The sequence below is a fragment of the Caballeronia sp. EK genome (assembly GCF_014384845.1).
Classification (GTDB): Bacteria; Pseudomonadota; Gammaproteobacteria; order Burkholderiales; family Burkholderiaceae; genus Caballeronia; species Caballeronia jiangsuensis.
On record NZ_JACSUE010000011.1, the window covers coordinates 1 to 26,669 of the forward strand.

Below are 26,669 nucleotides of genomic sequence, written 5' to 3' on the forward strand. Positions count from 1 at the left end.
GCGGGCTGGCAAGCATGGCCAACGTGCGTGTGACCGCGGGCGGTGAGAAGCTGCTTTCTTTGGTTACTTTCTTTGCAGCAGCAAAGAAAGTGACCCCCGCCCCGGGGAGGGGCAGTGCTAATAAACCACCGCGAAACCGGGATCCGGCGAAAACAAACCCACCACACCCACGCTCGCTTTCGAAATTCGCCGAAAATCAGACGGCAACAAACCCCAACATCTTCGACACGCGCAGCGCACACGCGTGCAGCGCCTTCGCGATGCCCCCATCCCAGGCACCATCGAACGACCCACTCGGTCCGATCGCCGTAATCGCGAGCACGATATTGCGCGTGTGATCGAACACCGGCGCGCTGATCGCGCTGATCCCGGCGACCGGTTCGTCGATCGCTCTCGCGATGCCATGCTCACGCACTTCGCCGAGCATCGCGTCGATCTGCGCGCGCGTATAGTCGCGACGCCCGGCACCGATCTGCAACGCGCCCGCGCGCTCGATCGCGACGAGCGCATCGACCGTCATGGGTGGCAGATACGCGGCGAATGCGCGGCCCGTCGCGGTCTGCAACAGCGACATCACCGTGCCCGTGCGCATCGTCACGTGGATCGGCACGCTCGCCTGCTGAATATGCACGATGGTCGGCCCATAGCTGCCCGCGCTCGCGAGCGCGACCGTATGCTCGATACCCGGCGTCATGTTCGCCACTTCCGCGATCGCGAGACGCACCGGATCGACGCGCTGCAGGCTGATCAATCCCATTTGCAACGCGAACGGCCCGAGCTCGTATCGACCCGTCGCGGCGTCCTGCTGAATCAGCCCGAGATTGCCGTACGACACGAGATACGGATGCGCCTTCGCCGACGGCATGCCCGCCTTCCTGGCGAGATCGCCGAGCAGCATCGGCCCGCCATGATCCACCAGCGCACGCAAAAGCGCGCCCCCGACTTCGATCGATTGAATCCCCCGGCGCACTCCGCTCATGCCTGACCTTGTGTCGTTGTCGATGATGCGCGCGATGATAACCGCACTCGCATCGTCATGGTTTGGGTCCGAGTCTGGCGATCAGTTCGCGATGTTGCGGATAACGTGCTTCCAGCGTGCCCGGCGCCGCGAGTTCGAACTCGCTGAACTCGAAGCCCGGCGCGACCGTGCAGCCGACGAGCGCCGCGCCGTCTTCATCGCGACACTCGGCCGCGAACCAGTCGCCCGCTTTGACGACCGCTTGAAACACCGAATCCGCATGTTCGAGCGCGTTGCCGAGACGATGCGTGACGAGCGCGCCGTGTGCATCGAGCATATGCACGTCGATGGGATCGCCTGCATAAAAATGCCAGACTTCGTCGGAGCGGATGCGATGCCACGCGGAATGCGCGCCGTCGCATAGCAGGAAGTAGATCGCAGTCGACGCCGAGCGTAATTCGCCTTCGTTCTCGCGCGCGACGTTGCCGCTCGCGCGATACGTCTCGCGAAAAAATCCGCCTTCGGGATGCGGTTCGAGCTTCAGGCGCGCGATCAATTCCCGGCTGTCGATGCGTGTGCGTTGCATGTCGTTCCTTTGCCAGAGCGGTTGCGGTTCGCGTATTCTGCATCGGATTGCTCGTGTGGCCACTTCCCTTCATTCAATCGACTCACACCATGACTCTTTCCACTTCCTTGCTGAATGCCTTCGTGCCGACGGGCACGCTGCGCGCATCGATCAATCTCGGCAATCCGATTCTCGCGCACCGGACCGACAGCGGCGAGCCGGGCGGCGTATCGGTGGATATCGCGCGCGAGCTCGCGTCGCGGCTCGGAGTGCCCGTCGCGTTCACGTCGTTCGACCGCGCCGCAGAGTCGGTCGAAACCGTCACGAACGGAGGCGCCGACATCGGCTTCTTCGCGATCGATCCGCTGCGCGGCGCGGGCATCGCGTTCACCGCGCCTTACGTGCTGATCGAAGGCTGCTATCTCGTGCGCGATGCGTCGCCGCTCACGCGCAACGAAGACGTCGATCGCGAAGGCAACCGCATCATGGTCGGCAAGGGCAGCGCATACGATCTCTTTCTCACGCGCGAGATCAAGCATGCGCAGATCGTGCGCACGGCGTTGTCGCAAACGGTGGTCGAAGAGTTTCTGCGCGATAACCTCGAAGTCGCGGCGGGCGTGAAGCAGCAACTCGAAGCCGATGCGGCGCGCACGCCCGGCCTGCGTCTTCTCGACGGACGTTTCATGGTGATCCAGCAGGCGATGGGCTTGTCGAAGACGCGCGGTGACGAAGCCGCACGCTATCTGGGCGAATTCGTCGAGGATGTGAAACGCTCGGGCTTCGTCGCCGAAGCGCTCGCACGGCACGGCATCAAGGGCGCATCGGTTGCACCCGCCGCGCAGAGCTGAGCGACGCGATATGAGCGCGGACGTCACGCTCGCGGTGACCGACTGGATCGACGCGACCTTCGAGCAGGACGTCGCGGGCGGCCTCGCCGCATTCAATCGCGCGCGACTCGGGCCGAGCCAGCAGCGCGATCTCGCCGTGTCGCTGTATCGCGATGACGATTTCCTCGGCGGGCTTGCGGGCTACACCGCGTGGGACTGGCTCTTCGTGAAATGGCTGTGGATACGCGAAGACGCGCGCGGCGCCGGACTCGGCGCACGCGCGCTCGAAGCCGCCGAAAACGAGGCGAAAAAACGCGGCTGCCGCGCCGCGTGGCTCGACACGGTCAACCCCGCAGCGCGCGCACTCTATGTGCGCAGCGGTTACGAGACCTTCGGCGAACTCGCTGATTTTCACGCCGGCCAGACACGTTATTTCATGCAGAAGCGGTTTTGATCGTTTGGTGTTTGGCATTACGCATGCATTGAACCATCTTGCATGATGCGTTTTGCATTACGCATTCAATTTCAGCCGCTCCGCCACGCGCGCCGTCACCGCGCCACGCTGCGCCAGCGACGGCGCGCACCGTTCGCGCACATCGCTGACGACAGCCGCGTGCGCGTGCGCCGGGTCGCCCGAATCGAACGGCGGCGCGGGCGCGTATTCCATCTGCAATTGGATCGCCTGCGCCTCGTGTTCGCCGACGAGTTCCGCCGCGAGCGTCAACGCGAAATCGATCCCCGCCGTAATGCCGCCGCCAGTAAACACGTTGCCGTCGCGCACCACGCGTCCGTGCACCGGTATGGCGCCCAGTTCCGCGAGCAGTTCGTGATACGCCCAGTGCGTCGTCGCGCGTTTGCCGCGCAACAGGCCCGCCGCGCCGAGCACGAGCGAGCCGGTGCAAACCGACGTCACGTAACGCGCGCTCGCCGCCTGCTCGCGAAGGAACGCGAGCGTCGCCTCGTCCTCCATCAGGTCGCCGACGCCCGATCCGCCCGGCACGCACACCACGTCGAGCGCGGGGCAATCGGCGTAGGTCGCGTCGGGGGTCAGAATCATGCCGGCGCTCGATTTCACCGGTTCGCCCGTCTTTGCGACGAGATGCACCTTCACGTCGGGCATGGACGCGAAAACGTCGTAGGGGCCGGTCATGTCGAGTTGCTGCACGCGCGGGAACAGCAACAGGCCGATATGTAGCGTCATCGTCTTCTCCTTGGTCGATTGTATGCAGTAGACGAACCGATGCTACGCCGCTACGCTATGGCGAAGTTGACACAGAACCCACGTTTTCCGCCATTCTCTCCGGGAGGCCGCCATGCCGGCCGACGCTCCACGCACTATCGACGTGCTCGCCTTCCCTGACGTCCAGTTGCTCGATGTCGCCGGTCCCTTGCAGGTGTTCGCGTCGGCGAACGATCTGGCGGTGGCAGCGGGCTTGCCGCCGCCGTATCGTCCGCGCGTCGTATCGCGAAGCGGCACGGTCAACGCGTCGGCGGGACTGGGGCTCGTCGGCGACGTGTTGCCCGACGCGAACGAAGCGTGCGACACGCTGATCGTCGCGGGCGGATGGGGCGTGCACAGAGCGGTGCACGACCGCGAACTGGTCGACTGGGTGCGCGCGCGCTCGACGCACGCGCGGCGCACCGCGTCGGTCTGCACCGGCGCGTTTCTGCTCGCGGCGGCGGGTCTCCTGAACGAGCGCCGCGCGGTCACGCACTGGACGCGCTGCGCGGAACTCGCCACGCGCTTTCCGTCGGTTCATGTCGAGCCGGATCCGATCTTCATCCGCGACGGCGACGTGTGGACGTCCGCCGGCGTCACGGCGGGCATCGATCTGTCGCTCGCGCTCGTCGAAGACGATCTCGGGCGTGCGCTCGCGCTCGATGTCGCGCGCCAGCTCGTCGTGTTCCTGAAGCGCCCCGGCGGGCAGGCGCAGTTCAGCGCGGCGCTGTCGCTGCAGAAATCGGGCGAGCGCTTCGGCGAGTTGCACGCGTGGATCGCCGAAAATTTGGCGGCGGATTTGTCGGTCGGCGTGCTGGCCGCGCGCGTCGGTATGAGCGAGCGCAGCTTCGTGCGCCATTACCGCGCGCAGACCGGCACGACGCCCGCGCGCTCGATCGAACACATGCGCCTCGAAGCGGCGCGACGACTGCTCGGCGATACGGCGCTGCCCGTGAAGCGTGTCGCTGCGCGCTGCGGCTTCGGCACCGAAGAAACCATGCGCCGTGGTTTTCTGCGTTCGCTCGGCGTTTCGCCGCAGGCTTATCGCGAGAGATTTACCGGGCACGACCGCGCCGACGCTGCACATCCGGCATGAATGCCCATATTGTTTCGTCGCCCCGGCTTTTTTTGTCCCGCGCACTCAAGCCTGTATGCTCGCTGCCGTTACCCCATTTAGAACGTTTGCTTGAGACGCGCGCCCGGGGCCGCGTGCGCACGCAGTCGCTGAACGAGAACCGCCCGCCGTGGCGACAATATGGCCTGGAGCGCCGATGAGTGTGTTTCCCGCGTACGACGCTCAGGTTGCCCGCGCAACCGCGGTCGAACCTGCAGCCGCGACGGCGACCGACGACAAGGTCTTCGCCCGCGTCGCGCCATCGATCGACGCCTTGCTGCGCGAGGCCGCCGCGACGGGCTGCCCGCAGCAATGGGCGTGGTATCGCGCGGGCGAGCAATTGCATCTGGAGCGGCGCGGCGATGCACCATTGCCCCACGCGCAGGCATGGCCGCATGACATCGCGGAAGAACGTCTCGCGGACCTATGCGCGACACAGGGCTGGCATGCGTGGCCAACCGGGCGCGGCGAAAGCGCACTCGGCTGGCTGCTCGCGCCTGTCACGCTTTGCGACGACGCGCATCTCGCCGAACTCGCGCGCACGCTCGGCGAGCGCGTGCAGGCCGATGTTCTCGCGCGCGCGCAACTCACGCAGCGCGTGCTCTATGAAATCGCTTATCTCGCGAGCTCCGTGCCCGAGCGCGCCGATTTTCTGCGCGGCGTACACGAACGGCTCGGCACGCTCATCGACGCCGAAAACTTCTATCTCGCGCTCTACGATCGCAAGACGGGCCGGGTCACGTATCCGTATTACGTCGATGTGATCGATACCGATGTCGTCGCGGCAGAGAACTACGACATTCTGAATCCGGCGCATCTATCGATGACCGGTCAGGTGCTCACGAGCGCGCAGCCGCTTTTCATCACCGCGGCCGATATCTGCGCGGCCGAGCGCGCGGGCCGTTTCTATTGCATCGGCGATCGCCCCGAGTTCTGGATGGGCGCGCCGCTCAAGAACGCCAGCGACGAAGTGTTCGGCATGCTGGCAATGCAGGTCTACGACGTGTCGCGCATCTACACCGCCGAGGACCGCGCGCTCTTTCTCGTCGTCGCGCGCCATGTGGCGATGGCGCTCGACCGTATCCTGCACCGCGCCGATCTCGAAGAGCAGGTCGCGCGGCGCACCTCCGAATTGTCGAAGCTCAACGCGGCGCTGCGTCATGGCATCGCGGAGCGCGAGCGTTCCGAGCACTTGCAGGCAGCGCTGTATCAGATCGCCGAATTGTCCAGCCGTCCAGGCGACACGATGGAGTTCTTTCGCAGCCTGCACGGTATCGTCGGCGAGCTGCTCTATGCGCGCAACTTCTATATCGCGCTCTTCGAAACGAAAACGGGCGAAGTGTCGTTCCCGTATTACGTCGATGAGATCGTGCAGGAGCGCCCCGCACCGCGACGCAATCAGCGCGGCCTCACGGAATATGTGATCCACGAGCGGCGCGCGCGGCTCATCGATCATTCGGAAGCGTTGCGTCTCATCGAAGAGGGGGCATTCGAGATCGAGCACAGCGAAGTGCGCCTGCGCTCGTGGCTCGGCATTCCGCTCTTCGATGGCGACGTCGTGCGAGGCGTGCTCGCCGTGCAAAGCTATTCTCCGCTCGTGCGCTATTCGCTGCGCGATCAGGAATTACTGACCTTCGTATCGCGTCATATCGACACCGCGCTCTCGCGCCGTCGCGATGCCGAAGCGCTGCATGCCGCGAACCTCGAACTCGAAGCACGCGTGCAGGCCCGCACGCGCGAACTCGACGATGTCAACGCGCGCCTCCTCTACGAGAACTCGCACGATGCATTGACGGGCCTGCCCAATCGCAGCCATCTGATGCAGAGGTTGCGTTGCGCATGGCGTGACTATCAGACGCGCGACGAACAGCTTTCGGTGATGTTCATCGACCTCGATCGATTCAAGGTCGTCAACGACAGTCTCGGCCATCACTTCGGCGACATGCTGCTCGTGCAGGCCGCCGCACGTCTGCGCGATTGTCTGCGCTCGACGGATTTGCTCGCGCGTCTGGGCGGCGATGAATTCGCCGTGCTTTCGCCGAATGCGCACGTGCGCGATGCGGTATCGATCGCGAAGCGCATTCTCGCCGCGTTCGATCTGCCGTTTCATATCGAAGAGCATGTGGTGTTTTCGTCGTGCAGCATCGGCATCGTGAGTGCGGACAGTCAGTTCCATACCGAGCCCGCCGACCTGTTGCGCGATGCCGATACCGCGATGTATCGCGTGAAGAACGCGGGCCGCGACAGCTTCGTCGTGTTCAATCAGGAACTGCGACGCCAGGTGTCGGACCAGGTGGAACGTGAAGGCGCGCTGCGCAATGCGATCAAGCGCGACGACGAACTGCTGCCCTACTTTCAGCCTATCGTCGATGTGAAGAGTGGCGAAGTCGTCGCGCTCGAAGCATTGATACGCTGGCGTCAGCCCGACGGACGCCTCGTCGGGCCGGGCGAGTTTCTTCCTTCGGTCGAAGGCTTGAGACTCATCGGCAGGCTCGATCTCTACATGCTCGAGCGCGTTGCGGCGATTCTCTCCAATGCGCATTTTGCGCACTGGCCGCCGGTGCATGTGAATTGCTCCAGCTATAGCATGACGCGCCCTGAATTCGCCGATGACGTGCTCGCGCTATTGCGACGTTATCGCGTATCGCCGTCGCGCGTATGTCTCGAGTTGACGGAAGGCGCGCTCGTCGCCGAACCCGCGCTCGCGCGTCGCACGATGCAACGCCTCGCGGACAACGGCATGTCCGTGGTGCTCGATGATTTCGGCGCCGGCTTCTCGTCGCTCAGCTATGTGCACCAGTATCAGTTCACGGGCCTGAAGATCGACAAGTCATTCATTCTCGAACTGACCGAAAGTCCGCGCAGCCGGGCGATCGTGCGGGCCATCGTGCGCATGGCCGAATCGCTCGATCTGACGCTCGTCGCGGAGGGCGTTGAGGATGCGGCTACGCTTGCGGTGCTGCGCGACATGGGCGCGGCGCAAGCGCAGGGCTATTTCTTCGACAAGCCGCTGCCGCTCGACGCACTCACGCGCGCATCGCTCGCGCCGCGGTCGACGACGGCAAGCGCGGCGCTATAAGCCGCTTATAAGCCTCCTCCAGACGCGACGGGTACGCGCGTTGCTTATTCGTAAGCGTTATCGTCGAATTGAAAGGAGGCGTAAATGGCACAGCATCCCGCGCATTCGCAGAATCATCGACATCCGGACGAACCGCCGCCGGAACAGATCGCACGCGCGCTCAAGGGCGCCGATTATCCGATGGGCAAGGAAAAGCTCATGGCGCTGGCGAAATGCAACGGCGCGGACGGCGAAGTCATCGCCGTGCTCGAAAAGATGACCAATCGTCATTTCGACAGCGCGGACGCGGTGATGCGCGAGGCAATGCGTACGGGCTGATCTCGCACTAGTTTTGAACGGATATCGCGATGCGGCATTATTATCGGAGCAATACCGTCTGTATAGGGTAATCCCTTGTCCAGAATCGATCGATGGCAGACGCTATAGATAAATTAAATGAACGCCGGTGCAATTTCTAATCGTGCATCATGTGTTATCGCGCTAGGATGAAAGAGCGTCGATTTAGGATGCGCGGCTTTGCACGGCGCCCGCAGCAGATGAACCGCGCAATGGCCCGGCATCCGTCTGGCCAATCAAGCACAAGGAGGCTCTATGAAGTGGGAAACCCCGAGTTTCACCGATATGCGCTTCGGCTTCGAAATCACGATGTACATAGCCACCCGCTAATCGGAAATGACAAAACGGCCATAAAAGTGGCCGTTTTGTTTTTTGGGGCTAGCGGAAGATATCTATTTGCGTTGCAGCGGTTCCGTATGCTTATTCGCCGGACGCGGAAGCTCCACATCCTGTGCATCGAAACCACCCTTGCCCGCGACCTCCGGTTCGTTACCCGAGCCATAGGGCACTTCCGCCGTTTGATGCGGATGCTGATCCAGCCGCCGATTCTCCGGTTCGATTTCCGCAGCATTCGGATTAGGCGCCGAATGCGGTTGCTGATGGCGCTTCTCTTCACTATCGCTCATCGTAAGTCTCCTTTCGATCTGGTCGAAAGCTATGCAGCAACGCGCGTACCACTTCGCGCCAAATAAAAAGGCCCGCATCTTTTGCGGGCCTCCGTTACCACCACAGTTGCAAAAAGCTCAGATCGCCTGCGTCGTGAGCGCCGAACCGATCACCTCGTTTGCCACCGCATCGACGGCCTGCTTCACGATACCGATGATTTCGTCCACTTCGGCGCGCGTCGTAACGAGCGGCGGCGCGAAGCCGAGGATATCGCCATGCGGCATCGCGCGCGCGATCACGCCGCGTTCCAGCGCCGCCGCCGATACCTTCGGGCCGACCTTCAGCGCCGCATCGAACGGCGTGCGCGCGTCCTTGTCGGCCATGAATTCGAGCGCCGCAAGCATGCCCGCGCCGCGCACTTCACCGACGAGCGGATGCGCATCGAAAGCCGTGTGCAATTGCTGCTGCAAATACGCGCCGACATCGGCGGCATTCTGCGTGAGGTTCTCACGTTCGAGGATATCCAGATTGGCGATCGCAGCGGCCGCGCAAATCGGATGTCCCGAATACGTCCAGCCGTGACCCATCGGACCGAATTCCTGCGAACCCTTTTCGATAACATCCCACACCTTCTCGCCGACGATCACGCCCGACAGCGGCGCATACGCGCTCGTCAGGCCCTTCGCGACGGTAATGAGGTCCGGCTTGATGCCGAAGTGCTGCGCGCCCATCTTCGAGCCGAGACGGCCGAAACCGCACACGACTTCATCGGAGATCAGGAGGATGTCGTGCTTCCTGAGCACGTCCTGGATCGCTTCCCAGTAGCCTTGCGGCGGCGCGATGATGCCGCCCGTGCCCATCACCGGTTCGGCGATGAATGCGGCGATCGTATCGGCGCCTTCCTTCGCGATCAGCTTTTCCAGTTCTTCCACGCAATAAGCGGTGAATTGCGCTTCGCTCATGCCGGCCGGCGCCTTGCGATACCAGTGCGGGCAAACCGTGTGCTTCACGCGTTCGATCGGCAGATCGAAGTTCTGATGAAAGCTCGGCAATCCCGTGAGGCTGCCCGTCACGATGCCCGAGCCGTGATAGCCGCGCTCGCGCGAAATGATCTTCTTCTTGTTCGGACGGCCCAGCACATTGTTGTAGTACCAGACGATCTTGATCTGCGTTTCGTTCGCATCCGATCCCGACATGCCGTAGTACACCTTCTTCATGCCTTCGGGCGACCAGTCGATGATGCGCGAGGACAATTCGATGATCGTATCCGTCGAGTGGCCGACATACGTGTGGTAATACGCTAGCTTTTTCGCCTGCTCATAGATCGCTTCCGCGACTTCGGTGCGGCCATAGCCGATGTTCACGCAATAGAGACCCGCGAACGCATCGATATAACTTTTGCCCTGATGATCCTGAATGCGGATGCCCTTCGCGCCCGTGACGATCTTGCCGGGCAGCGCGCCGCTGGCGTGATCGTGCGCGTGAGTCGACGGGTGCATGAAATGCGCGCGGTCTTCGGCGAACAGTTGATCGAGCGATTGATTTTGCTGGGCCATATGCTTCTCCTTGATTCGATGATGCGTGTCTTTGAGGATGTTTCTTTCAGGCCGCGGTCGTGAGCGGCAGGCCGAGATTGCCGAGGCAAAAGTATTTCGTTTCGACGAAGGGCTCGAAGCCTTCAGCGCCGCCTTCGCGGCCGAGACCCGATGCTTTCATGCCGCCGAACGGAATCGGCGCGCCGGTGAACTTCACGCCATTGACCGACACCATCGCGAAGTCGAGCCGACGCACGAGCTGGAAGATCGTGTCGATACGATTCGCGCAGACATAGGCGGCGAGGCCGTACTCCGTGTCGTTCGCGCGCGTGATGGCTTCGTCGAGCGTATCGAACGGGGAAATCGCGGAGATCGGCGCGAAGTTCTCTTCGTCGTAGATGCGCATGCCTGGTTTGGCATCGGCGACGACGGTCGGTTCATAAAACCAGCCGCCGAGCTCATGCGCGTTGCCGCCCACGGTGATGCGCGCGCCTTGCGCTTTCGCATCCTCGACGCGTGCGACGGTCGCATCGAATGCGGCCTGATGCATGAGCGGGCCGACATCGACATTCGCTTCGAATGCGGTCCCTACTTTCAGCTTTTTTACCGCTTCCGTATAGCGTTCGACGAATTGTTCATAAAGCGGACGCGCGACGAGAATGCGGTTTGCAGCGCAGCAATCCTGACCCGACGTTTGAAACTTCGCGCCTACCGCGACGCGCACGGCCTGTTCCAGGTCCGCATCTTCGGTCACGATGAAAGGCGCATTGCCGCCCAGTTCCAGCGCGAGCTTCTTGATGCCCGCTTGCGCGGCTGTCTTCGAAACAAGACCGCCGACGCGTGTCGAACCCGTGAAGCTCACGGCGCGCACACGTGTATCGCTGACGAGCGTTTCCATCGCCATTTGCGGTTCGCCGATGACGACGTTGAACACGCCCGGCGGGAAGCCGGCTTCTTCGGCGAGTTGCGCGAGCGCGATCGCCGAGAACGGCGTTTCGTGCGCGGGTTTCACGACGACGGTACAGCCCGCTGCGATGGCGGCGGCGGCCTTGCGCGTGATCATCGCGACCGGAAAGTTCCACGGCGTGATGAGCGCGGCGACACCGACAGGCTCCATCACCGTGCCGAGATGCGCGCCATCGATATGCGTGGGAATGGTGCGACCCGTCAGACGCTTGGCTTCGTTCGCGAACCATTCGACGAAACTCGCCGCGTATGCAATCTCGCCTTTGGATTCGGCGAGCGGCTTGCCCTGTTCGAGAGACAGAATGCCCGCGAGGTCGGACTGATGACGCATGATGAGTTCGTGCCAGCGCAAGAGCAGCGCGCTGCGCTTTTGTTGCGGCATCCAGCGCCAGGACTGGAATGCGCGATCGGCGGCGTCGATTGCGTTTTTGATTTGCGATTGCTCGAGCATCGGGACGTGGCCGATAACTTTTTGATCCGCGGGATTGGTTACCGCGATCGATGCGGCGCTTTCGCTATGAACCCAACGGCCGTCGATGTAACACAGCGATTTGAATAGAACGGGATGACCCAGCAGCATGTTTGTCTCCTTGCTCACAGCGTGCGTTTCGCTTGATTGATTCGATGCGTCTAGTTTATGGGGCTTGCGGTCGGTGGTTTTTTTGTTATCGCTGGGGCGGGTTGGTGTTTTTTCTGTTTGGGGTTGTGGTTCTTAAGGTTTCTCGGCTTTCGTGGAATCCTGTGTTCGTGTCGGTCTATTAGCACTGCCCCTCCCCGGGGCGGGGGTCACTTTCTTTGCTGCTGCAAAGAAAGTAACCAAAGAAAGCAGCTTCTCACCGCCCGCGGTCACACGCACGTTGGCCATGCTTGCCAGCCCGCGGTGGCACTCGCCTAAGTGTCGCCCTCACAGGCCCAACCGGGCTTGGCTCGCGCACGGTCTGACACATCGCACCGCACTATGGAATGGTTCAGCACCAAATAGCTTCGGCACAGCGCTACGCGCTGCCGTTGGGTATGCGAGGGAAACCATCGAGAAGAAGCACGCGCAAACCCGATTGACCCATCGGCCGCGAAGCGGGCCGGAGCTATTTGGTGCTGAACCAGCGCGCTTAAACATTTGGTGCGTCAGACCGTGCGCGGTCCAAGCCCTTATCTGCTTGTGGGGGCACTCGCTACTGCCGGGCCATTCAGCCAATCGCCTGTGCCGCGGCCGGTGTGAAGTGCTTAGGCTGGGGATAGCTGTTTCTTTGGTTACTTTCTTTGCAGCAGCAAAGAAAGTGACCCCCGCCCCGCACAGGGGCAACGCTAATAGACCAACACGAAATCAGGATTCCCCGAAAGCGAAAGCGAAAGCGAAAGCAAAAGCAAAAGCAAAAGCAAAAGCGAGAGCAAAAAAGATCACACCAAATCATCAACCCCATCCGGCGGGCCACCCGCCACATCCTTGACGACTTTAGTAACGATATAAGTGAAATACCTCTCGATCCCCAACTCCTCGACGAGCAAAGAATCGATAAACCGCTGATAGTGATCGATATCCCGCGCCACGACATGCAGCACATAATCCACGCCACCCCCGGTGGCAAAACATTGCACGATCTCGGGAGCAGAACAAACACGTTCCTCGAAACGCCGCATATCCTGCGCGGTATGACGCGAAAGCGTCACCTCGACAACGATACGGCTGCCCTTGAAAGCAGCCGTCCAGTCGATATCCGCGCGATAACCCTTGATGAGTCCGCTGTCTTCGAGTTTCTTCACGCGCTCCCATGCGGGCGAGATCGAAAGATTGACCTCATCCGCCAGGCGCGATTTCGTAATGCGGCCATCCCGCGCAAGAATGCGCAGGATAGCCAGATCGTAGCGGTCGAGCTTGATCAAATTACACGCTCACGGCAATGTTGCGTTCGACGATATCCGCGACTACAGCCACGGTATCGCCCGTTTGTACAAGACCCGGAAAATGCCGCGCCGCCAGCAAGCCATCACGCTTCGCGCGATATTCGACCGGCGCCGCGCCCGTGCGCGTGATGTCATACACGCGCGCGAGCACGTCGTTCACTTTCACCATGTCGCCGAGATCGCGGCACATTTCGAGCAGGCCCGTATGCTCGCTCGTCGTGTAGCAAGAACCGTCCGGCATGTCGAGCAGCGTCGTCGTGCGCGCCGCGCCGCGCGTCACCTCTTTTTCGATGATGCCAGCATACGCGAGAAAGCCATGCACGCCACGCTCCGCAACCGCGACGCTCTTCGCGGTCGACGAACCGCCGCCGCCCAGTTCCGTCGATACGAACACCTTGCCCGCTTCCTCCGCCGCGCTGTCATAGAGACCGATGCTATCGAGCTCCAGCATGCGCATCGAGTACGGCGCGCCGAACGCGCGCATCGCGGCTTCGCAACGCGATTGCTGCGTCGCGTCGTTCAGCACGTGAATCGCCGCGAACGGCAGGAAGTCGAGCGTGCGGCCGCCCGCGTGGATATCGAGCACGTAATCGGCGAGCGGCAACAGATGCCGCTGAAAGTAATCCGCGATCTTCTCCGTCACCGTGCCGTCCGGCTTGCCGGGGAAGCTGCGATTCAGGTTGCCCGCGTCGATCGGCGAGGTGCGCGAGCCCGCACGAAACGCGGGATAGTTCATGAACGGCACGATGATCACGCGGCCGTTCACGTCGCTGGCCTTGAGCGTCGATGCGAGCTTCGCCAGCGCGATCGGCCCTTCGTACTCGTCGCCATGATTGCCGCCCGTGAGCAGCGCCGTCGGTCCGTCGCCGCGCTTGATCACGGTGACCGGAATCATCACGGCGCCCCACGCAGAATCGTTGCGCGAGTACGGCAGCTTCAGGAAGCCGTGCTGTTCTCCATCGGCGTCGAAGTCGACGGTCGGACTGATCGGTGACGCGCGCATCGTGCTACTCCTTCACGAACAATTTGCGAGGCGTGTTGCAGAAGGTCTCGACGCCGGTATCCGTAATCAGGATGCTCTCCGTGATTTCGAGGCCCCAGTCGTCGAGCCACAGGCCCGGCATGAAGTGGAACGTCATGCCGGGTTCGAGGACAGTCTTGTCCCCCGGACGCAAGCTCATCGTGCGCTCGCCCCAGTCCGGCGGATAGCTCGCGCCGATCGGATAGCCGCAGCGGCTGTCCTTCTCGATGCCGAACTTGCGCAGCACCGCGAAGAACGCATTGGCGATGTCCTCGGTCTTGTTGCCCGGCTTCGCCATCGCGAGACCCGCTTCGATGCCTTCGACAACCGCCTTCTCGCCTTCGATGAAATGCTGCGGCGGCTTGCCGAGATACACCGTGCGCGAGAGCGGGCAGTGATAACGCCTGAAACATCCGGCGATTTCGAAGAACGTGCCCGCGTTCGCGGTGAATGCCGAGTCGTCCCATGTGAGATGGGGCGCGGCGGCATCGGAACCGGTCGGCAACAGCGGCACGATCGCAGGATAGTCGCCGCCATATCCATCGGCGCCCGTAATGCCCGCTTCGTAAATCTGCGCGACGAGGTCGCTCTTCTTCATGCCCGGCTCGACCTTGTCGAGAATGCGCGCATGCATCTTCTCCACGATGCGCGCCGCGACACGCATGTATTCGATCTCGCGCGGCGACTTCACCGCGCGCTGCCAGTTCACGAGCGCGGTGGCATCGACGAACTTCGCGCCGGGCAGATGCTGCGTCAACGACGCATACGCCTTCGCGCTGAAGTAGTAGTTGTCCATCTCGACGCCGATGCGCTTCTTGTCCCAGCCGCGCGCCGCGATCACTTCGCTCGACAGGTAATCCATCGGATGGCGCACCGACGACTGCACATAGTGATCCGGATAGCCGACGATGTTGTCGTGCGACATGAACACCGTGCGCTTCGCGCCGTTCGCATCCTGGCCCCGGCCGTACCAGACCGGCTCGCCTTCCATCGCGAGCAGCACGCATTGATGCACGTAGAACGACCAGCCATCGTAGCCCGTGAGCCACGCCATGTTGGTCGGGTCGGTCACGATCATCAGATCGATGCCCGCCTTCTCCATCGCACGCCGCGTCTTCGCGATGCGCGCGTCGTACTCGCTGCGCTCGAACGGCAGGCGTACCACGGGCGCCCCTCGTTCTTCCGCTTTCTTCTGTTGCATGATTTCGGACATCGTCCCCTCTATCAAGCGGTCACATCGTTGTGGAAAATGGTTCCTGCATGACTCGCGCGCGCACGCTGAATGGCGAGCGTTGCGATCGCGGTGTCCTGTGCGCCGGTGCCGGTGAGATCGCACACGGTGATTTCGTCATCGTGTGCGCGGCCCTGCGCCTTCTGCGCGATGACTTCGCCGAGCTCGGCAAAAGAAGCATCGGCTGCGATCACGCCTCTTTCGATCGCATGATGCAGTTCGCCCAGCACACGCACTTGCTGCAAGCGATCGCATACATAGCGCGCTTTCGCAAACACGTCCGGCGCGATTTCGTTCTTGTGCTCGGCATCCGATCCCATCGCCGTGATATGCAGGCCGGGATGCAGATCGCGCGCGTGAATCAAAGGCTCGCGGCTCGGCGTTGTCGTGATGGCGATGTCCGCGTGCCTGAGCGCCTCATTGACGCTGCCTGCGACATCGCACGGCAAGCCTTCGCAATCACGCGCGAATCGATGCGCGCTTTCGGCATCGCGCGCCCATACGGTGACGTGCTCGATATCGCGCACGAGCCGCAACGCCTTCAATTGCAGACGCGCCTGCTCGCCCGCGCCGATGATCGCCACGCGCTTCGCATCCTTGCGCGCGAGCCAGCGTGATGCGACAGCACCCGCCGCGGCGGTGCGCACCGCGGTGAGATAGCCGTTGTCGAGCAACACGGCCTCGGTGAGACCCGTGCGCGCCGATAGCACCAGCATCAGACCGTTCAGGCTCGGCAAACCGAGCGACGGATTGTTGAAGAAGCCCGGGCTCACCTTGATCGCGAAGCTCGGAAAGCGCGGCAAATAAGCGGTTTTCACATCGACTTCGCCCGCGTGCTCGGGAATGTCGAGACGGAGGATCGGCGGCATCGCAACGGCTTCGGTCGCGAGCGATCTGAACGCGGCTTCGACTTGTTCGATCGCGTCGAGGTCGAGCGGCACGAGCTTGCGCAATTGCGCCTGCCCGAGCAGCACGGTGGAGGTATCGATGTTGGACATGGGTTCAGGCTGCTCCGATCAGGCGGCGATGTGTTTCGATATCGATGTTGCTGCCGCTCACGACGATGACGATGGGACCGTTCTGCACGGCGATCGCGCCATCGAGCAGCGCCGCGATGCCCACCGCCGCCGCGCCTTCGACGACGAGCCGCTCCTCGCGATACGCATGCACGATGCCGCGCGCGATCGACACTTCATCGAGCAGCACGATGTCGTCGATGAGATCGCGCGTCATGGAGAACGTATGCCGGTTATCGAGGCCGATGCCGCCGCCGAGCGAATCGGCGAGCGTCTCCAGTTCATCGACGAAGACCGGCTTGCCCGCTGCGAGACTCGCGTGCATCGCGGCGCCGCGTTGCATGGAGACGCCGATCAGCTTCACGTCGGCGCGAATGTTCTTTGCAGCGAACGCGATGCCGCTGAAAAGCCCGCCGCCCGACAAGGGCACGACGATGCTCTCCGTATCCGGCAGCGCTTCGAGAATTTCGAGGCCGATGGTGGCCTGTCCCGCGATCACGCGTTCATCGTCGAAAGGCGGCACGAACGCATAGCCTTCCTCGCGCACGAGACGTTGCGCTTCCCTCTGCGCATCGTCCTGACTCTTGCCCTCGATGACGACGCGCGCGCCGAGCGCGGCCACCGCATCGACCTTGTTCTTGGGCACGAGCGACGACATGCACACCGCCGCTTCGATGCCGAGTGCGCGAGCCGCGTGCGCGACCGCGCGGCCATGATTGCCCGTCGATGCCGTGACGACACGCGTGCAGCCTTGTTCCGCGATCTGCGCGAGTGCATTCGTCGCGCCGCGCAACTTGAAGCTGCCCGTGGGTTGCAGCGTTTCGAGCTTGAGATGAACCGGCACGCCCGCGAGGCGCGAGAGCGACAACGAATGAACCAGCGGCGTGACGAGCGCGCGGCCTTCGATGCGCTGGCGGGCGCGGTAGACATCGGCGAGCGTGAGTGCTGACATAAGTGACTGAGCTGCGAGTTCGGGTATCGATGCAACCCAGTCTAATGTCCTAAAAAATCGTTTTCGATTGTCCTAGTTCATTTAGTTGAAGTCATGTACGTGCGGGAACTGGCCGAAGACTTCGCGCATGGTTTCGACAGCCGTGCGGAACGTGCTCTCGCCGACTTCCGCGCCCACGCACAGCCGCACCGCATTGGGCCGGTCCGCGCCGCGCACGAGAAACGGATCGGGCGACGTCACCGCGATATTGCGATTGCGCAGTTCGCGCGTGATGCGCTCCGCTTCCCATTCGTCGGGCACGCGCAACCAGACGGATAGCGCGTTCGGATGACTGCCGAGCACATATTCGCCAAGCACTTCGCGCACGACGCTCTGACGCGCCGCAAGCCGCTCGCGCTGAATCTGCACGAGGCGCTGCGCCGTGCCGTCCATGATCCAGCGCGCGCTGACTTCCGCGATCGGCGACGTCGCCATCCAGCAACTCACGCGCAGCACGCTTTCAGCACGCAATGCGAGCCGCCGCGGCACCGTCATGAAGCCGGTACGCAGACCGCTCAGCACCGACTTCGTCATGCTCGTGCAATAGAACGCGAGTTCGGGAATCAGGCTCGCGATAGGCGTCTGAGTTTTGGCGGGCAACGCGCCGTAGACATCGTCCTCGATCACATACACGCCATAGCGCTCCGCGATGCGCGCAATCGCGCGGCGGCGCGAATCGGTCATCATCGCGACCGTGGGATTGTTCAGCGTCGGCGTGCAGACGAGCGCGCTCACGCGCTCGCTGTCGCAGACTTCCTCGAAGTGCTCCGGGCGAATGCCGTGCTCGTCGATCTCCAGACCCTTGAGCGTAAACCCCAGCACGTTTGCCGAGCCGATCACGCCGTGATCCGTGAGGCTTTCGCACAGCACCGTATCGCCCGGCCCGACGATGCTCGCCAGCGCCAGAAAGATGCTGTGCGCGACGCCATTGGTGACGAGCAGCGTCTCCACCTTCGCGGGCATGTTGAGCGACGCGAGCCATTCGACGCCCGCCTGACGATGGCTGTCGAAGCCCGCAATCGGCCTGAATGCGCGAATCCACGGCTGATCCTCGATGGTGGACAGCGTCGCGCAGACCTTGCGCCACATCGCGTCGTGCTCGGGCGTATGCACGATGCGCGCGATGGAAAAATCGACCACCGAGCGCTCGGCGGTGTCGAGCATGTAGTTGGACATCGTTTCGGTCACGCGCGCGCTGACGAAGCTGCCGCGCCCGACTTCGCAACGAATCAGCCCTTGCCGTTCGAGTTCCTTGTAGGCGTTGGTGACGGTCTGCACGCTGATCGCGAGATCCGCCGCGACTTCGCGCTGCGGCGGCAAACGTTCGCCCGATGCGAGCGCGCCGCTTTCTATGTCGGCGGCCATCGCCTTGACGAGCCGCTTGTATTTGGACTGCACGCCCTGCACCGTGCGCACGGCGTCGCGCCATCGTTCATTCACTTGCTGCTCCTCACATGCCTCGTTCCATGCGCAATAGTGGCGCAAAAGCGCGCATGAAAATAATTGTCCTAGAGCAATTGGAACAAATATATGGCTTTGTATTCTGCGTCGGTGGCTGCGCTGCGAGTCGCTTCAAAGCCCTGCGGAATAAGGGTTTTCTCTGTGTCTCGCGCGTTCGCGCCATTGGATTGCCTACTCGACCACGCTTGAAGAACCATCACTACGGGAACGATATGAACACGAAGCGACTGTCTGGCATGCTGGCAGCGGCGTGCGTCGCGGCAGCGAGCCTTGCCGCCTACACCACGAGCGCGAGCGCGGAAACCACGTTGCAGCGCATCCAGCGCACCGGCGAGGTGCGTATCGGCTACGCGAACGAAACGCCGTTCGCCTACACGACGCCCGACGGCACCGTGACCGGCGAATCGCCCGAAATCGCGAAGAAAGTGTTCGCCAAGCTCGGCGTGAAGAAGGTCGATGCAGTGCTGACCGAATGGGGCGCATTGATTCCGGGCCTGAAGGCCGGGCGCTTTGACGTGATCGCGGCGGGCATGTACATCACGCCGGAACGCTGCAAGCAGGTGGCCTTCGCCGATCCGCAATACCAGATTCCCGACACGCTGCTGACGATGAAGGGCAATCCGAAGGCCCTGCACAGCTACGCCGATGTCGCGAAGCAACCGGACACGAAACTTGCTGTGATGGCAGGAACAGCCGAGCTGGGCTATGCGCGTCAGGCCGGTATCAAGGACGACCAGATCCTGCAGGTTCCGGACACCACCGCGCAATTGCAGGCCGTGCGCGCGCGCCGCGCCGATGCAGCGGTCGGCACCGCATTGACGATGAAAGGTCTCGCCGAAAAGGGCGGCCCGCAGGTCGAAGCGATCAGCCAGTTCAACGACGATCCGAAGCACACCGGTTATGGCGCCCTCGCGTTTCGCCCCGAAGACACGGACCTGCGCGACGCCGTCAACAAGGAACTGCATCAGTGGCTCGGCACCGACGATCACCTGAAAACGGTCAAACCCTTCGGCTTCGACAAGACCAACGTGACGACCAAGAAAGCGCCGGAGCTGTGCGCCGGTTGAACATCGTCGTATAGCGACGCGCAGCGTTCATCAATTTGCGAGGAACCGTCATGAGTGACCTCAATGAGCTTCTGCCCCTGATGATGAAGGGCACGCTCGTCACGATCCAGATCGCCGTCATCAGCATCCTTCTCGCGATCGTCATGGCGGGTGTCGCGACGGCGTTGCGCGCCGCGCCTTACCGCGCCGTGCGCTGGGCCGGCAACGTGTATGTCGAGGTGTTTCGCGGCACGTCGCTGCTGGTGCAACTATTCTGGCTCTTCTTCGTGCTGCCGCTGCCGCCCTTCAACGTGCAACTGACGCCGTTCACGGTTGCGATCGTCGGTCTGGGATTGCACTACGGCGCGTATGGCTCGGAGATCCTGCGCGGCGCGCTGCGCTCCGTGCCCGGCGGCCAGTATGAAGCGGCGCTTGCGCTGAACATGCCTGCCGCCGCGCGGTTGCGCCGTATCGTGCTGCCGCAGGCGATGATCAACGCGCTGCCGCCCGCGACCAACCTGATGATCGAGCTTCTGAAGGGCACGTCGCTCGTCTCGCTGATCACGCTCTCGGACCTCACGTTCCGCGCGCGCCAGCTCGACGAGGCGACCTTCAAGACGGCGGAAGTCTTCGGTCTCACGCTGCTCATTTACTTCGTGCTTGCGCAGGTGATCGTCGCCGTCATGCGCGTGTTCGAGCGACGCGTGAGCAGTCATGTCGCCATTCGCCGCACTGTTCCGAGGGCTGCATCATGACATCGCTGGGTCAACTCTTCGATGTGAAATACGCGCTGCATATCCTCCCCGAACTGGCGCGCGCGGCGATTTACACGATCGGCATCACGCTCGTCGGTTTCGCGATTGCGCTCGTGCTCGGCCTCGTGCTCGCGATCATGCGGCGCAGCGATTTCGCGCTGCTCGCGAAGACGACCGCGTTCTTCATCGAGTTCATTCGCAGCACGCCGCTCCTGATTCAGGTGTACGTGCTCTTCTATGTCGCGCCGCTCTATGGCTTCACGATGTCCGCGCTGATGGCGGGCACGCTCGGCATCGCGGTGCACTACGCGTGCTATGTCTCCGAGGTGTATCGCGCGGGACTCAACGGCGTCGCGCGCGGACAGTGGGAAGCATCGTGCGCGCTGTCGCTTTCGCCGTGGCGCACTTATACCGGCGTGGTTTTGCCGCAGGCGATTCGCCCGGTGATTCCCGCGCTCGGCAACTATCTCGTCGCGATGTTCAAGGACACGCCGGTGCTCTCCGCGATCACCGTCGTCGAACTGATGCAGCAGGCGAAGAACATCGGTTCCGAGACGTTCCGCTATCTCGAGCCGATCACCATGACCGGGATCTTCTTTCTTCTCATCAGCGTGACGTTCGCTTCGGGCGTGCGTCATCTCGAACGGCGCGTGAGGCTGCCATGATGGTTCAGCCTCGCGTATCGACCACTCAGACCCCGCTGGACGGCGCACGGTAATGCAACTCCAGGAGCAGCAGATGAAACGAGACCTCGACCCGGCGCTGGGCGCAGCGGCCGATGCCAGCGCGAACACGCCGATGGTGCGCTTTCGCAATGTCACCAAGCGCTATGGCGCGCTCACCGTGCTCGACGGCCTCGATCTCGATGTCGCCCGCAACGAGAAGGTGGCGATCATCGGGCCGAGCGGCTCGGGCAAGTCCACGCTCTTGCGCGTGCTGATGACGCTCGACCCGCTCACCGATGGCGTCATCGACGTGGACGGTGAACCGCTCACGCATGAGATGCGCGGCGGCAAGCTCGTGCCCGCATCGCCGCGACATGTTCGCCAGGTGCGCAGCAAGATCGGCATGGTGTTTCAGAGCTTCAATCTGTTTCCGCACATGAGCGCGCTCGCGAACGTGATCGAAGCGCCGATGAGCGTGGCCGGGTTGTCGAAGAAGGAAGCGACCGAGCGCGGGCGCGACCTGCTTTCGATGGTCGGCCTTTCCGAAAAGTGCAATCACTATCCGTCGCAATTGTCGGGCGGACAGCAGCAGCGTGTCGCGATTGCGCGCGCGCTCGCGATGCGCCCCAAGATCATGCTCTTCGACGAAGTGACCTCCGCGCTCGATCCGGAGTTGTGCGGCGAAGTGCTCAACGTGATCCGCCGTCTCGGCGAAGAGCACAATCTCACGATGCTGATGGTCACGCACCAGATGGGCTTCGCCAAAGATTTCGCCGATCGCGTGTGCTTCTTCTCGCAAGGCAAGATCATCGAGCAGGCGCCGCCGCAGCAGTTCTTCTCCGCGCCGCAGCATGAGCGCACGCGGCAGTTTCTGCGCGCGGTGACCGAAGCGCTTTGAACAGGCGCTTTTTCGCGGTCCGATAATTGCTTCGCGCTCTTCGCATGGCCTGATGCTTCAGCCAACGGAGAGTGCGATGTCCCCCACCCTGCATAAAGTCGCGCGTTTCGCGGATCTTTCCGCCGAGCGCGGTACACGCGTGTGCGTCAAAGGCGGCGACGACGCGAAGGAAATCCCGATCCTGCTCGTGCGCGATGGCGACGACGTGCGCGCCTATACCGCCGAATGCCCTCACGCAGGCGGCCCGCTCGATGAAGGCGCGATCTGCAACGGGCGTATCGTTTGTCCCTGGCACAAAGGCACGTTCGAGGTGCGCGACGGCAGTCTCGTCGAGCCGCCGCCACTGAAGGCATTGACGCGCTACGAAGCGACCATCAAGGACGGCGATGTGTACGTGTCCGCGCAGCCCATGGACAGCGGCGAAGCGTCGAAGAAGCAGGCGAACGCGAGCCGGACCATGCTTATCGTCGGCGCGGGCGCAGCGGGCGCGGCCGCATGTTCGGCGTTGCGCGAAGCGGGCTTCGACGGACGCATCGTGCTCGCGGGCGACGATGCGCGCGAGCCCTACGATCGCACGTCGCTCAGCAAGTTCACGCTTGCAGGCGACATGCCGCCCGATGATGTCCCTGCCCTGCTCGACGACGATTTCTTCGCGAAGCACGACATCGAACGCATCGAATCGCAGGCCGTTCATCTCGATCCGAAGGAGAAGCGCGCCGAACTCGCGAACGGCCAGAAGATCGATTATGAAGCCGCGCTCGTGTGCACCGGCGGCGTTCCGAAGCCGCTCGATATACCCGGCGCGAAACTCGAACACGTGCATCTGCTGCGCACGCGCGAAGATGCGCGCGCGATTCTCGCATCGCTCGAAGGGTGCAAGCACGTGGTGATCGTCGGCGCGAGTTTCATCGGGCTCGAAGTGGCCTCGTGTTTGCGGAAACGCGAGATCGACGTAACCGTGGTCGCGCCGGGCAAGGTGCCGTTCGCGAAACAGTTCGGCGAGCGTATCGGCGAAATGTTCAGGACGCTGCACGAGAAGAACGGCGTGACGTTTCATATGAATGCGCGCATTACTGAATTCGCAGGCGAGACCGCGGTCAGCGAAGTGATCCTCGATTCGGGCGGGAAGATCGCGGCCGATGTCGTGATCGCGGGCACGGGCGTCGAGCCGGCGACATCGTTTCTGTCGGGCCTCGCGCTCGCGGATGACCACGCCGTCAATGTCGATGCAACGATGCTCGCCGCGCCCGCGTTATACGCCGCTGGCGATATCGCGCGCTTTCCTCTGCCGCGCTCGGATCAAAGTGCACGCATAGAACACTGGCGCGTTGCACAGCAGCATGCGCGCGTCGCCGCCTATAACATGGCTGGCAGCACACGCGAGTATGTCGGCGTGCCGTATTTCTGGACGTATCACTACGAGAAGACTTTCGACTACCTCGGGCATGTCGAAAAACCGGACGACATTGAAATCGATGGCGATCTCGACGCGCAGCATTTCATCGCCTATCTGCTGAAGGATGGACGGGTGGGCGCGGTCATTGCATGCGAACACGACGTCGCCGTGTGCCGTCTCGCCGTAGCGATGCGCGAGCCGCTCACGCTGGAGGACGCGCGGCGCATCGCATCGTTGAGGTGAGGCTATGGCAACGACTACATCGAAGAAGAAAACTGGCGGCGGCAAGCGACCGAGCACAAGGCAAAGACATTCGCTTGCGAGCGCTCGAAAGAAGCCGGAGCGTGCCTCGCATCGCTGGTCGCATCACGTGATGGAAACGAGCGATGCGATGGATATCCAGCGCGATATCTTCAAGACGGGCAATGCGCAGGAAATCGCCGACTCGCTCAAACGCTCATCGACACGCAGCACGCGACGCAAAGGCTCGCCGTTTCAATCGGCGATGTCGATGCTCAATTTCTATATCAATCGCGCGGGACGCAATCTGCCGAAGTCGCGCAAGAGCACACTCGAACGCGCGAAGAAACGCTTGCGCGAAGCATTCGGACGCAAGCCCTGAATACGAGCGCGCGGCCCCGTCGAAACGAAGCCGCGCGCGTTGCTTCCTGCCACTTCTAACAACCATCAGGGTTGACGCTGACCGCCCTTATGTTGCGGCAACGGCTGGTTCTGTTGCCGCTGACCGGATTGATGGTCTTGTTGCGGCTGCCCCGGTGACTTTTCCTGCTGGCCGTGTTGCCGCTGCGACGGATTCGACTGATTCGGCGTCGACGGCTGGTTGCCCATCTGCTTTTGATTTCCGCTCATGAAACCCTCCTGGCTATGTCATCGCGCCTTGAAACACGGGATGACGTTGCAGTGGTGAAAGCCACGGCTCGCGCCGCATTATGGTCGGAGCATCATGCGTACCAGAAGGCACAGCCGCCTGCGCGCGCGTGCCTCGACGCCATGAACGCCGCGCGCCTGCAAAAAACTGCCAGTTCAATGGAAACCCTTGCAAGGAACGTCGCTTGCTCTCTTCTTCCAGGAAAACAACTCAAGGAGACGGCGATGGCCCAGGAACCCCCTCTCAATCCCGGCGATGAAGCCGAGCCCGGCGCGCCAGGCACAGGCGAAGAAATCTGTCCGGACTGCAACGGCTCGGGCAAGCTCGATGGCGCCGAGTGCAACACTTGCGGCGGCACCGGCAAGGTCACGCAAGGCATCGGCGGCGGCTGACCCGTCAGGAGCGCAAGTTTGAAAACGCAAACAAAGCAACTCACGCGAGCAATGGCGTTTGCCTTGATGCTCGCGAGCGGCGCGGCCATCGCCGATGACTACGCGCAGGGCTTCGGCCCGAATCCCACGCTGCCCGCGCCGCGCAAATCGCTGATGCCCACGGTCAACATCGCACCCGCCAAACCGTGGGCGCAAGGACAAAAGCCCATCGCGCCCGCAGGTTTCGACGTGACCGCTTTCGGCACGGGGCTTATTCATCCGCGCTGGATCGCGACGCTGCCCAATGGCGATGTGCTCGTCGCCGAGAGCAACGCGCCCGCGCAGCACGATGAAAACGCCGGTCTCAAGGGCTTCGTGATGAAGAAGGTCCAGAAACGCGCGGGCGCCGCGGTGGAGAGCCCGGACCGCATCATGCTGCTGCGCGATGCCGATGGCGATGGCGTCGCCGAGACGCGCACCGTGTTCATCGACAAGCTGCATTCTCCGTTCGGCATGGCGCTCGTCGGCGATGATCTGTACGTTGCGGATACCGACGCGATCCTGCGCTTCAAGTACGAAAACGGCGCGACGCAGATCGCGACGCCCGGCGAAAAGTTCATCGACCTGCCCGCTGGCGATATCAATCATCACTGGACCAAGAACATCATCGCGAGCCGCGACGGCAAGAAGCTCTATGTGACGGTCGGTTCCAACAGCAATGCCGCGGAGAACGGCATCGACGCCGAGAATGGCCGCGCGGCGATCATGGAAGTCGATATCGAATCGAAACAATCGCGTCTGTTCGCAACGGGTTTACGCAATCCGAACGGCATGTCGTGGCAACCGCAAAGCGGCGCGCTCTGGACCGTGGTGAACGAACGCGACGAACTCGGCGACGAACTCGTGCCTGACTATCTGACCTCGGTAAAGGATGGGGCGTTCTATGGATGGCCGTACAGCTATTACGGCCAGCATGTCGATGACCGCGTGAAGCCGCAGCGCGCGGATCTCGTTCAATCGGCGATCGTGCCTGACTATGCGTTGGGCGCGCACACCGCATCGCTCGGACTCACGTTTTACGACGGCAAGGCGTTCCCGGAGCACTATCGCAACGGTGCATTCATCGGTCAGCATGGCTCGTGGAATCGCAAGCCGAGAAGCGGCTATAAGGTCGTCTTCGTGCCGTTCGAGGACGGCAAGCCCTCGGGTCCGCCCGAAGATATCCTGACGGGCTTTCTCTCATCCGACGGGCATGCGCTTGGCCGACCCGTCGGCGTCGCGGTGGACAGCAAAGGCGCGTTGCTCGTCGCCGATGATGTCGGCAACACGGTGTGGCGGGTCGCGCCCGCCGCGAAGTAAATGGCCGCGAAGAAGCCGAATCGCGCCGAAAAGAGCCTGTTCGCGCTCGCGGAGCGGCAGATCGTCGGCCTTTACGATGCGGGCGTAATGTCGCCCGCCGTATTGCATCACGTCGTCGCGGCGTATGCGGATAGCGGCATCGACTGGAATGAGGACAGCGCGTTGAAGACCGTGGATGCACATACGGTGCATGAGGCCGTCGTGCTCGTCATGATGCCGGGACGCGCACTCAAGAACGCACGGAAGGACTTCATGTCGGTGGTCGCGCATCTCGCGGGCGGCGAATCGCCCGCAGACGACGAAGCAGCGCAGGCGAAGGACGACGAAGACCTGCTCAGTCAACTTGGCGGCAATACGAGCTCGAAGACGAACAGGAAGAGCACGCAGGCAGCGCAACCGAAGCGCGCGGCGTTCAATCCGCTCGTCGGCGCGCGGGCCGTGCAGGGCCGCGACAAGCGCTGAT

Annotated in this window: 27 protein-coding genes and 1 pseudogene; 15 read left to right on the forward strand and 13 right to left on the reverse strand. The window is 62.6% G+C overall.

Annotated elements, in window-relative coordinates:
- Positions 1-196: 196 nt before the first annotated feature.
- Positions 197-979: an IclR family transcriptional regulator gene (locus IAG25_RS28850; RefSeq protein WP_187607887.1), complete on the reverse strand. Its 783-nt coding sequence runs from the start codon at positions 977-979 to the stop codon at positions 197-199.
- Positions 980-1,034: 55 nt separating this feature from the next.
- Positions 1,035-1,544 (reverse strand): cupin domain-containing protein, encoded by a 510-nt coding sequence (locus tag IAG25_RS28855; RefSeq protein WP_187607888.1) that lies wholly within the window; start codon positions 1,542-1,544, stop codon positions 1,035-1,037.
- 89 nt (positions 1,545-1,633) lie between these two features.
- On the opposite strand from IAG25_RS28855, the gene IAG25_RS28860 reads away from it, so the two are divergent.
- Positions 1,634-2,371 carry an ABC transporter substrate-binding protein gene (locus tag IAG25_RS28860; RefSeq protein WP_187607889.1) on the forward strand — a complete coding sequence of 246 codons (738 nt, stop codon included), beginning with the start codon at positions 1,634-1,636 and terminating at the stop codon, positions 2,369-2,371.
- A gap of 10 nt (positions 2,372-2,381) precedes the next feature.
- Complete coding sequence (locus IAG25_RS28865; RefSeq protein ID WP_187607890.1) at positions 2,382-2,804, forward strand: GNAT family N-acetyltransferase; 423 nt, start codon at positions 2,382-2,384, stop codon at positions 2,802-2,804.
- A gap of 57 nt (positions 2,805-2,861) precedes the next feature.
- On the opposite strand, the gene IAG25_RS28870 is transcribed toward IAG25_RS28865, so the two are convergent.
- Entirely contained in the window at positions 2,862-3,551 is a 690-nt protein-coding gene (locus IAG25_RS28870) for a DJ-1/PfpI family protein (RefSeq protein ID WP_187607891.1), read from the reverse strand.
- 57 nt (positions 3,552-3,608) lie between these two features.
- Between IAG25_RS28870 and IAG25_RS28875 the strand changes: the two are divergent.
- The 4 genes and pseudogenes from IAG25_RS28875 to pqqA all read left to right on the forward strand — a co-directional run bounded on the left by IAG25_RS28875 (position 3,609) and on the right by pqqA (position 8,428).
- Positions 3,609-4,665 (forward strand): annotated as a pseudogene (locus IAG25_RS28875) (GlxA family transcriptional regulator).
- 175 nt (positions 4,666-4,840) lie between these two features.
- Positions 4,841-7,762 (forward strand): bifunctional diguanylate cyclase/phosphodiesterase, encoded by a 2,922-nt coding sequence (locus tag IAG25_RS28880; RefSeq protein WP_187607893.1) that lies wholly within the window; start codon positions 4,841-4,843, stop codon positions 7,760-7,762.
- 84 nt (positions 7,763-7,846) lie between these two features.
- The gene (locus tag IAG25_RS28885) at positions 7,847-8,080 is read left to right on the forward strand and encodes a DUF2795 domain-containing protein (protein WP_187607894.1); all 234 of its coding nucleotides are present in this window, start codon (positions 7,847-7,849) and stop codon (positions 8,078-8,080) included.
- Between the two features lie 273 nt (positions 8,081-8,353).
- Positions 8,354-8,428 carry a pyrroloquinoline quinone precursor peptide PqqA gene (gene pqqA / locus IAG25_RS28890; protein WP_008353049.1) on the forward strand — a complete coding sequence of 25 codons (75 nt, stop codon included), beginning with the start codon at positions 8,354-8,356 and terminating at the stop codon, positions 8,426-8,428.
- A 62-nt stretch (positions 8,429-8,490) separates the two neighbouring features.
- On the opposite strand, the gene IAG25_RS28895 is transcribed toward pqqA, so the two are convergent.
- The 9 genes from IAG25_RS28895 to ehuR form a co-directional block, all read right to left on the reverse strand.
- Positions 8,491-8,724 (reverse strand): hypothetical protein, encoded by a 234-nt coding sequence (locus IAG25_RS28895; protein WP_255504014.1) that lies wholly within the window; start codon positions 8,722-8,724, stop codon positions 8,491-8,493.
- Between the two features lie 117 nt (positions 8,725-8,841).
- Entirely contained in the window at positions 8,842-10,260 is a 1,419-nt protein-coding gene (locus IAG25_RS28900) for an aspartate aminotransferase family protein (RefSeq protein WP_187607895.1), read from the reverse strand.
- A gap of 46 nt (positions 10,261-10,306) precedes the next feature.
- Positions 10,307-11,785 (reverse strand): NAD-dependent succinate-semialdehyde dehydrogenase, encoded by a 1,479-nt coding sequence (locus IAG25_RS28905; RefSeq protein WP_187607896.1) that lies wholly within the window; start codon positions 11,783-11,785, stop codon positions 10,307-10,309.
- 818 nt (positions 11,786-12,603) lie between these two features.
- Entirely contained in the window at positions 12,604-13,086 is a 483-nt protein-coding gene (locus IAG25_RS28910; RefSeq protein WP_187607897.1) for an Lrp/AsnC family transcriptional regulator, read from the reverse strand.
- A 1-nt stretch (position 13,087) separates the two neighbouring features.
- Positions 13,088-14,110 carry a N(2)-acetyl-L-2,4-diaminobutanoate deacetylase DoeB gene (gene doeB, locus IAG25_RS28915; RefSeq protein ID WP_187607898.1) on the reverse strand — a complete coding sequence of 341 codons (1,023 nt, stop codon included), beginning with the start codon at positions 14,108-14,110 and terminating at the stop codon, positions 13,088-13,090.
- Between the two features lie 4 nt (positions 14,111-14,114).
- Positions 14,115-15,341 (reverse strand): ectoine hydrolase DoeA, encoded by a 1,227-nt coding sequence (gene doeA, locus IAG25_RS28920; protein ID WP_187607899.1) that lies wholly within the window; start codon positions 15,339-15,341, stop codon positions 14,115-14,117.
- An 11-nt stretch (positions 15,342-15,352) separates the two neighbouring features.
- Positions 15,353-16,357, reverse strand: a complete 1,005-nt coding sequence (locus IAG25_RS28925; protein WP_035505983.1) for a cyclodeaminase — start codon at positions 16,355-16,357, stop codon at positions 15,353-15,355.
- A gap of 4 nt (positions 16,358-16,361) precedes the next feature.
- Complete coding sequence (gene eutB, locus IAG25_RS28930; protein WP_187607900.1) at positions 16,362-17,327, reverse strand: hydroxyectoine utilization dehydratase EutB; 966 nt, start codon at positions 17,325-17,327, stop codon at positions 16,362-16,364.
- 81 nt (positions 17,328-17,408) lie between these two features.
- Positions 17,409-18,806 carry a MocR-like ectoine utilization transcription factor EhuR gene (gene ehuR, locus IAG25_RS28935; RefSeq protein WP_187607901.1) on the reverse strand — a complete coding sequence of 466 codons (1,398 nt, stop codon included), beginning with the start codon at positions 18,804-18,806 and terminating at the stop codon, positions 17,409-17,411.
- Between the two features lie 233 nt (positions 18,807-19,039).
- On the opposite strand from ehuR, the gene ehuB reads away from it, so the two are divergent.
- From ehuB to IAG25_RS28965, 6 genes are all read left to right on the forward strand, one after another.
- Positions 19,040-19,894, forward strand: a complete 855-nt coding sequence (gene ehuB / locus IAG25_RS28940; RefSeq protein ID WP_187607902.1) for an ectoine/hydroxyectoine ABC transporter substrate-binding protein EhuB — start codon at positions 19,040-19,042, stop codon at positions 19,892-19,894.
- 50 nt (positions 19,895-19,944) lie between these two features.
- Positions 19,945-20,628 (forward strand): ectoine/hydroxyectoine ABC transporter permease subunit EhuC, encoded by a 684-nt coding sequence (ehuC, locus tag IAG25_RS28945; RefSeq protein WP_187607903.1) that lies wholly within the window; start codon positions 19,945-19,947, stop codon positions 20,626-20,628.
- Entirely contained in the window at positions 20,625-21,293 is a 669-nt protein-coding gene (ehuD, locus tag IAG25_RS28950) for an ectoine/hydroxyectoine ABC transporter permease subunit EhuD (protein ID WP_187607904.1), read from the forward strand. Before ehuC ends, ehuD begins: the two co-directional genes overlap by 4 nt.
- Positions 21,294-21,366: 73 nt before the next feature.
- The gene (ehuA, locus tag IAG25_RS28955) at positions 21,367-22,191 is read left to right on the forward strand and encodes an ectoine/hydroxyectoine ABC transporter ATP-binding protein EhuA (RefSeq protein WP_304502676.1); all 825 of its coding nucleotides are present in this window, start codon (positions 21,367-21,369) and stop codon (positions 22,189-22,191) included.
- Positions 22,192-22,267: 76 nt separating this feature from the next.
- Positions 22,268-23,830 carry an FAD-dependent oxidoreductase gene (locus IAG25_RS28960; protein WP_187607905.1) on the forward strand — a complete coding sequence of 521 codons (1,563 nt, stop codon included), beginning with the start codon at positions 22,268-22,270 and terminating at the stop codon, positions 23,828-23,830.
- Between the two features lie 4 nt (positions 23,831-23,834).
- Positions 23,835-24,209 carry a DUF3175 domain-containing protein gene (locus tag IAG25_RS28965; RefSeq protein ID WP_187607906.1) on the forward strand — a complete coding sequence of 125 codons (375 nt, stop codon included), beginning with the start codon at positions 23,835-23,837 and terminating at the stop codon, positions 24,207-24,209.
- Between the two features lie 65 nt (positions 24,210-24,274).
- Here the strand turns inward: IAG25_RS28965 and IAG25_RS28970 are convergent, their stop codons facing one another.
- On the reverse strand, positions 24,275-24,457 hold the full coding sequence (locus IAG25_RS28970) for a hypothetical protein (protein ID WP_187608071.1): 183 nt from the start codon (positions 24,455-24,457) through the stop codon (positions 24,275-24,277).
- A 243-nt stretch (positions 24,458-24,700) separates the two neighbouring features.
- Between IAG25_RS28970 and IAG25_RS28975 the strand changes: the two genes are divergently transcribed.
- From IAG25_RS28975 to IAG25_RS28985, 3 genes are read left to right on the forward strand one after another with little or no spacing between them, the layout of a single operon-like run.
- Positions 24,701-24,868, forward strand: coding sequence for a hypothetical protein (locus IAG25_RS28975; protein ID WP_187607907.1), 168 nt, complete (start codon positions 24,701-24,703; stop codon positions 24,866-24,868).
- A 51-nt stretch (positions 24,869-24,919) separates the two neighbouring features.
- Entirely contained in the window at positions 24,920-26,206 is a 1,287-nt protein-coding gene (locus tag IAG25_RS28980) for a PQQ-dependent sugar dehydrogenase (RefSeq protein WP_222946700.1), read from the forward strand.
- Positions 26,207-26,668, forward strand: a complete 462-nt coding sequence (locus IAG25_RS28985) for a hypothetical protein (protein ID WP_187607909.1) — start codon at positions 26,207-26,209, stop codon at positions 26,666-26,668.
- The last annotated feature ends 1 nt before the right edge of the window (position 26,669 follow it).

Coding starts and splice junctions, on each gene's coding strand:
- IAG25_RS28980 (WP_222946700.1), top strand. CDS start 24,920: ATGGCGTTTGCCTTGATGCTCGCGAGCGGCGCGGCCATCGCCGATGAC.
- ehuA (WP_304502676.1), top strand. CDS start 21,367: ATGAAACGAGACCTCGACCCGGCGCTGGGCGCAGCGGCCGATGCCAGC.
- eutB (WP_187607900.1), bottom strand. CDS start 17,327: ATGTCAGCACTCACGCTCGCCGATGTCTACCGCGCCCGCCAGCGCATC.
- IAG25_RS28900 (WP_187607895.1), bottom strand. CDS start 10,260: ATGGCCCAGCAAAATCAATCGCTCGATCAACTGTTCGCCGAAGACCGC.
- doeA (WP_187607899.1), bottom strand. CDS start 15,341: ATGTCCGAAATCATGCAACAGAAGAAAGCGGAAGAACGAGGGGCGCCC.
- IAG25_RS28985 (WP_187607909.1), top strand. CDS start 26,207: ATGGCCGCGAAGAAGCCGAATCGCGCCGAAAAGAGCCTGTTCGCGCTC.
- IAG25_RS28870 (WP_187607891.1), bottom strand. CDS start 3,551: ATGACGCTACATATCGGCCTGTTGCTGTTCCCGCGCGTGCAGCAACTC.
- doeB (WP_187607898.1), bottom strand. CDS start 14,110: ATGCGCGCGTCACCGATCAGTCCGACCGTCGACTTCGACGCCGATGGA.
- IAG25_RS28880 (WP_187607893.1), top strand. CDS start 4,841: ATGAGTGTGTTTCCCGCGTACGACGCTCAGGTTGCCCGCGCAACCGCG.
- IAG25_RS28855 (WP_187607888.1), bottom strand. CDS start 1,544: ATGCAACGCACACGCATCGACAGCCGGGAATTGATCGCGCGCCTGAAG.
- IAG25_RS28905 (WP_187607896.1), bottom strand. CDS start 11,785: ATGCTGCTGGGTCATCCCGTTCTATTCAAATCGCTGTGTTACATCGAC.
- IAG25_RS28965 (WP_187607906.1), top strand. CDS start 23,835: ATGGCAACGACTACATCGAAGAAGAAAACTGGCGGCGGCAAGCGACCG.
- IAG25_RS28975 (WP_187607907.1), top strand. CDS start 24,701: ATGGCCCAGGAACCCCCTCTCAATCCCGGCGATGAAGCCGAGCCCGGC.
- IAG25_RS28970 (WP_187608071.1), bottom strand. CDS start 24,457: ATGAGCGGAAATCAAAAGCAGATGGGCAACCAGCCGTCGACGCCGAAT.
- IAG25_RS28925 (WP_035505983.1), bottom strand. CDS start 16,357: ATGTCCAACATCGATACCTCCACCGTGCTGCTCGGGCAGGCGCAATTG.
- ehuB (WP_187607902.1), top strand. CDS start 19,040: ATGAACACGAAGCGACTGTCTGGCATGCTGGCAGCGGCGTGCGTCGCG.
- IAG25_RS28960 (WP_187607905.1), top strand. CDS start 22,268: ATGTCCCCCACCCTGCATAAAGTCGCGCGTTTCGCGGATCTTTCCGCC.
- ehuD (WP_187607904.1), top strand. CDS start 20,625: ATGACATCGCTGGGTCAACTCTTCGATGTGAAATACGCGCTGCATATC.
- IAG25_RS28895 (WP_255504014.1), bottom strand. CDS start 8,724: ATGAGCGATAGTGAAGAGAAGCGCCATCAGCAACCGCATTCGGCGCCT.
- IAG25_RS28865 (WP_187607890.1), top strand. CDS start 2,382: ATGAGCGCGGACGTCACGCTCGCGGTGACCGACTGGATCGACGCGACC.
- IAG25_RS28850 (WP_187607887.1), bottom strand. CDS start 979: ATGAGCGGAGTGCGCCGGGGGATTCAATCGATCGAAGTCGGGGGCGCG.
- IAG25_RS28885 (WP_187607894.1), top strand. CDS start 7,847: ATGGCACAGCATCCCGCGCATTCGCAGAATCATCGACATCCGGACGAA.
- ehuC (WP_187607903.1), top strand. CDS start 19,945: ATGAGTGACCTCAATGAGCTTCTGCCCCTGATGATGAAGGGCACGCTC.
- IAG25_RS28860 (WP_187607889.1), top strand. CDS start 1,634: ATGACTCTTTCCACTTCCTTGCTGAATGCCTTCGTGCCGACGGGCACG.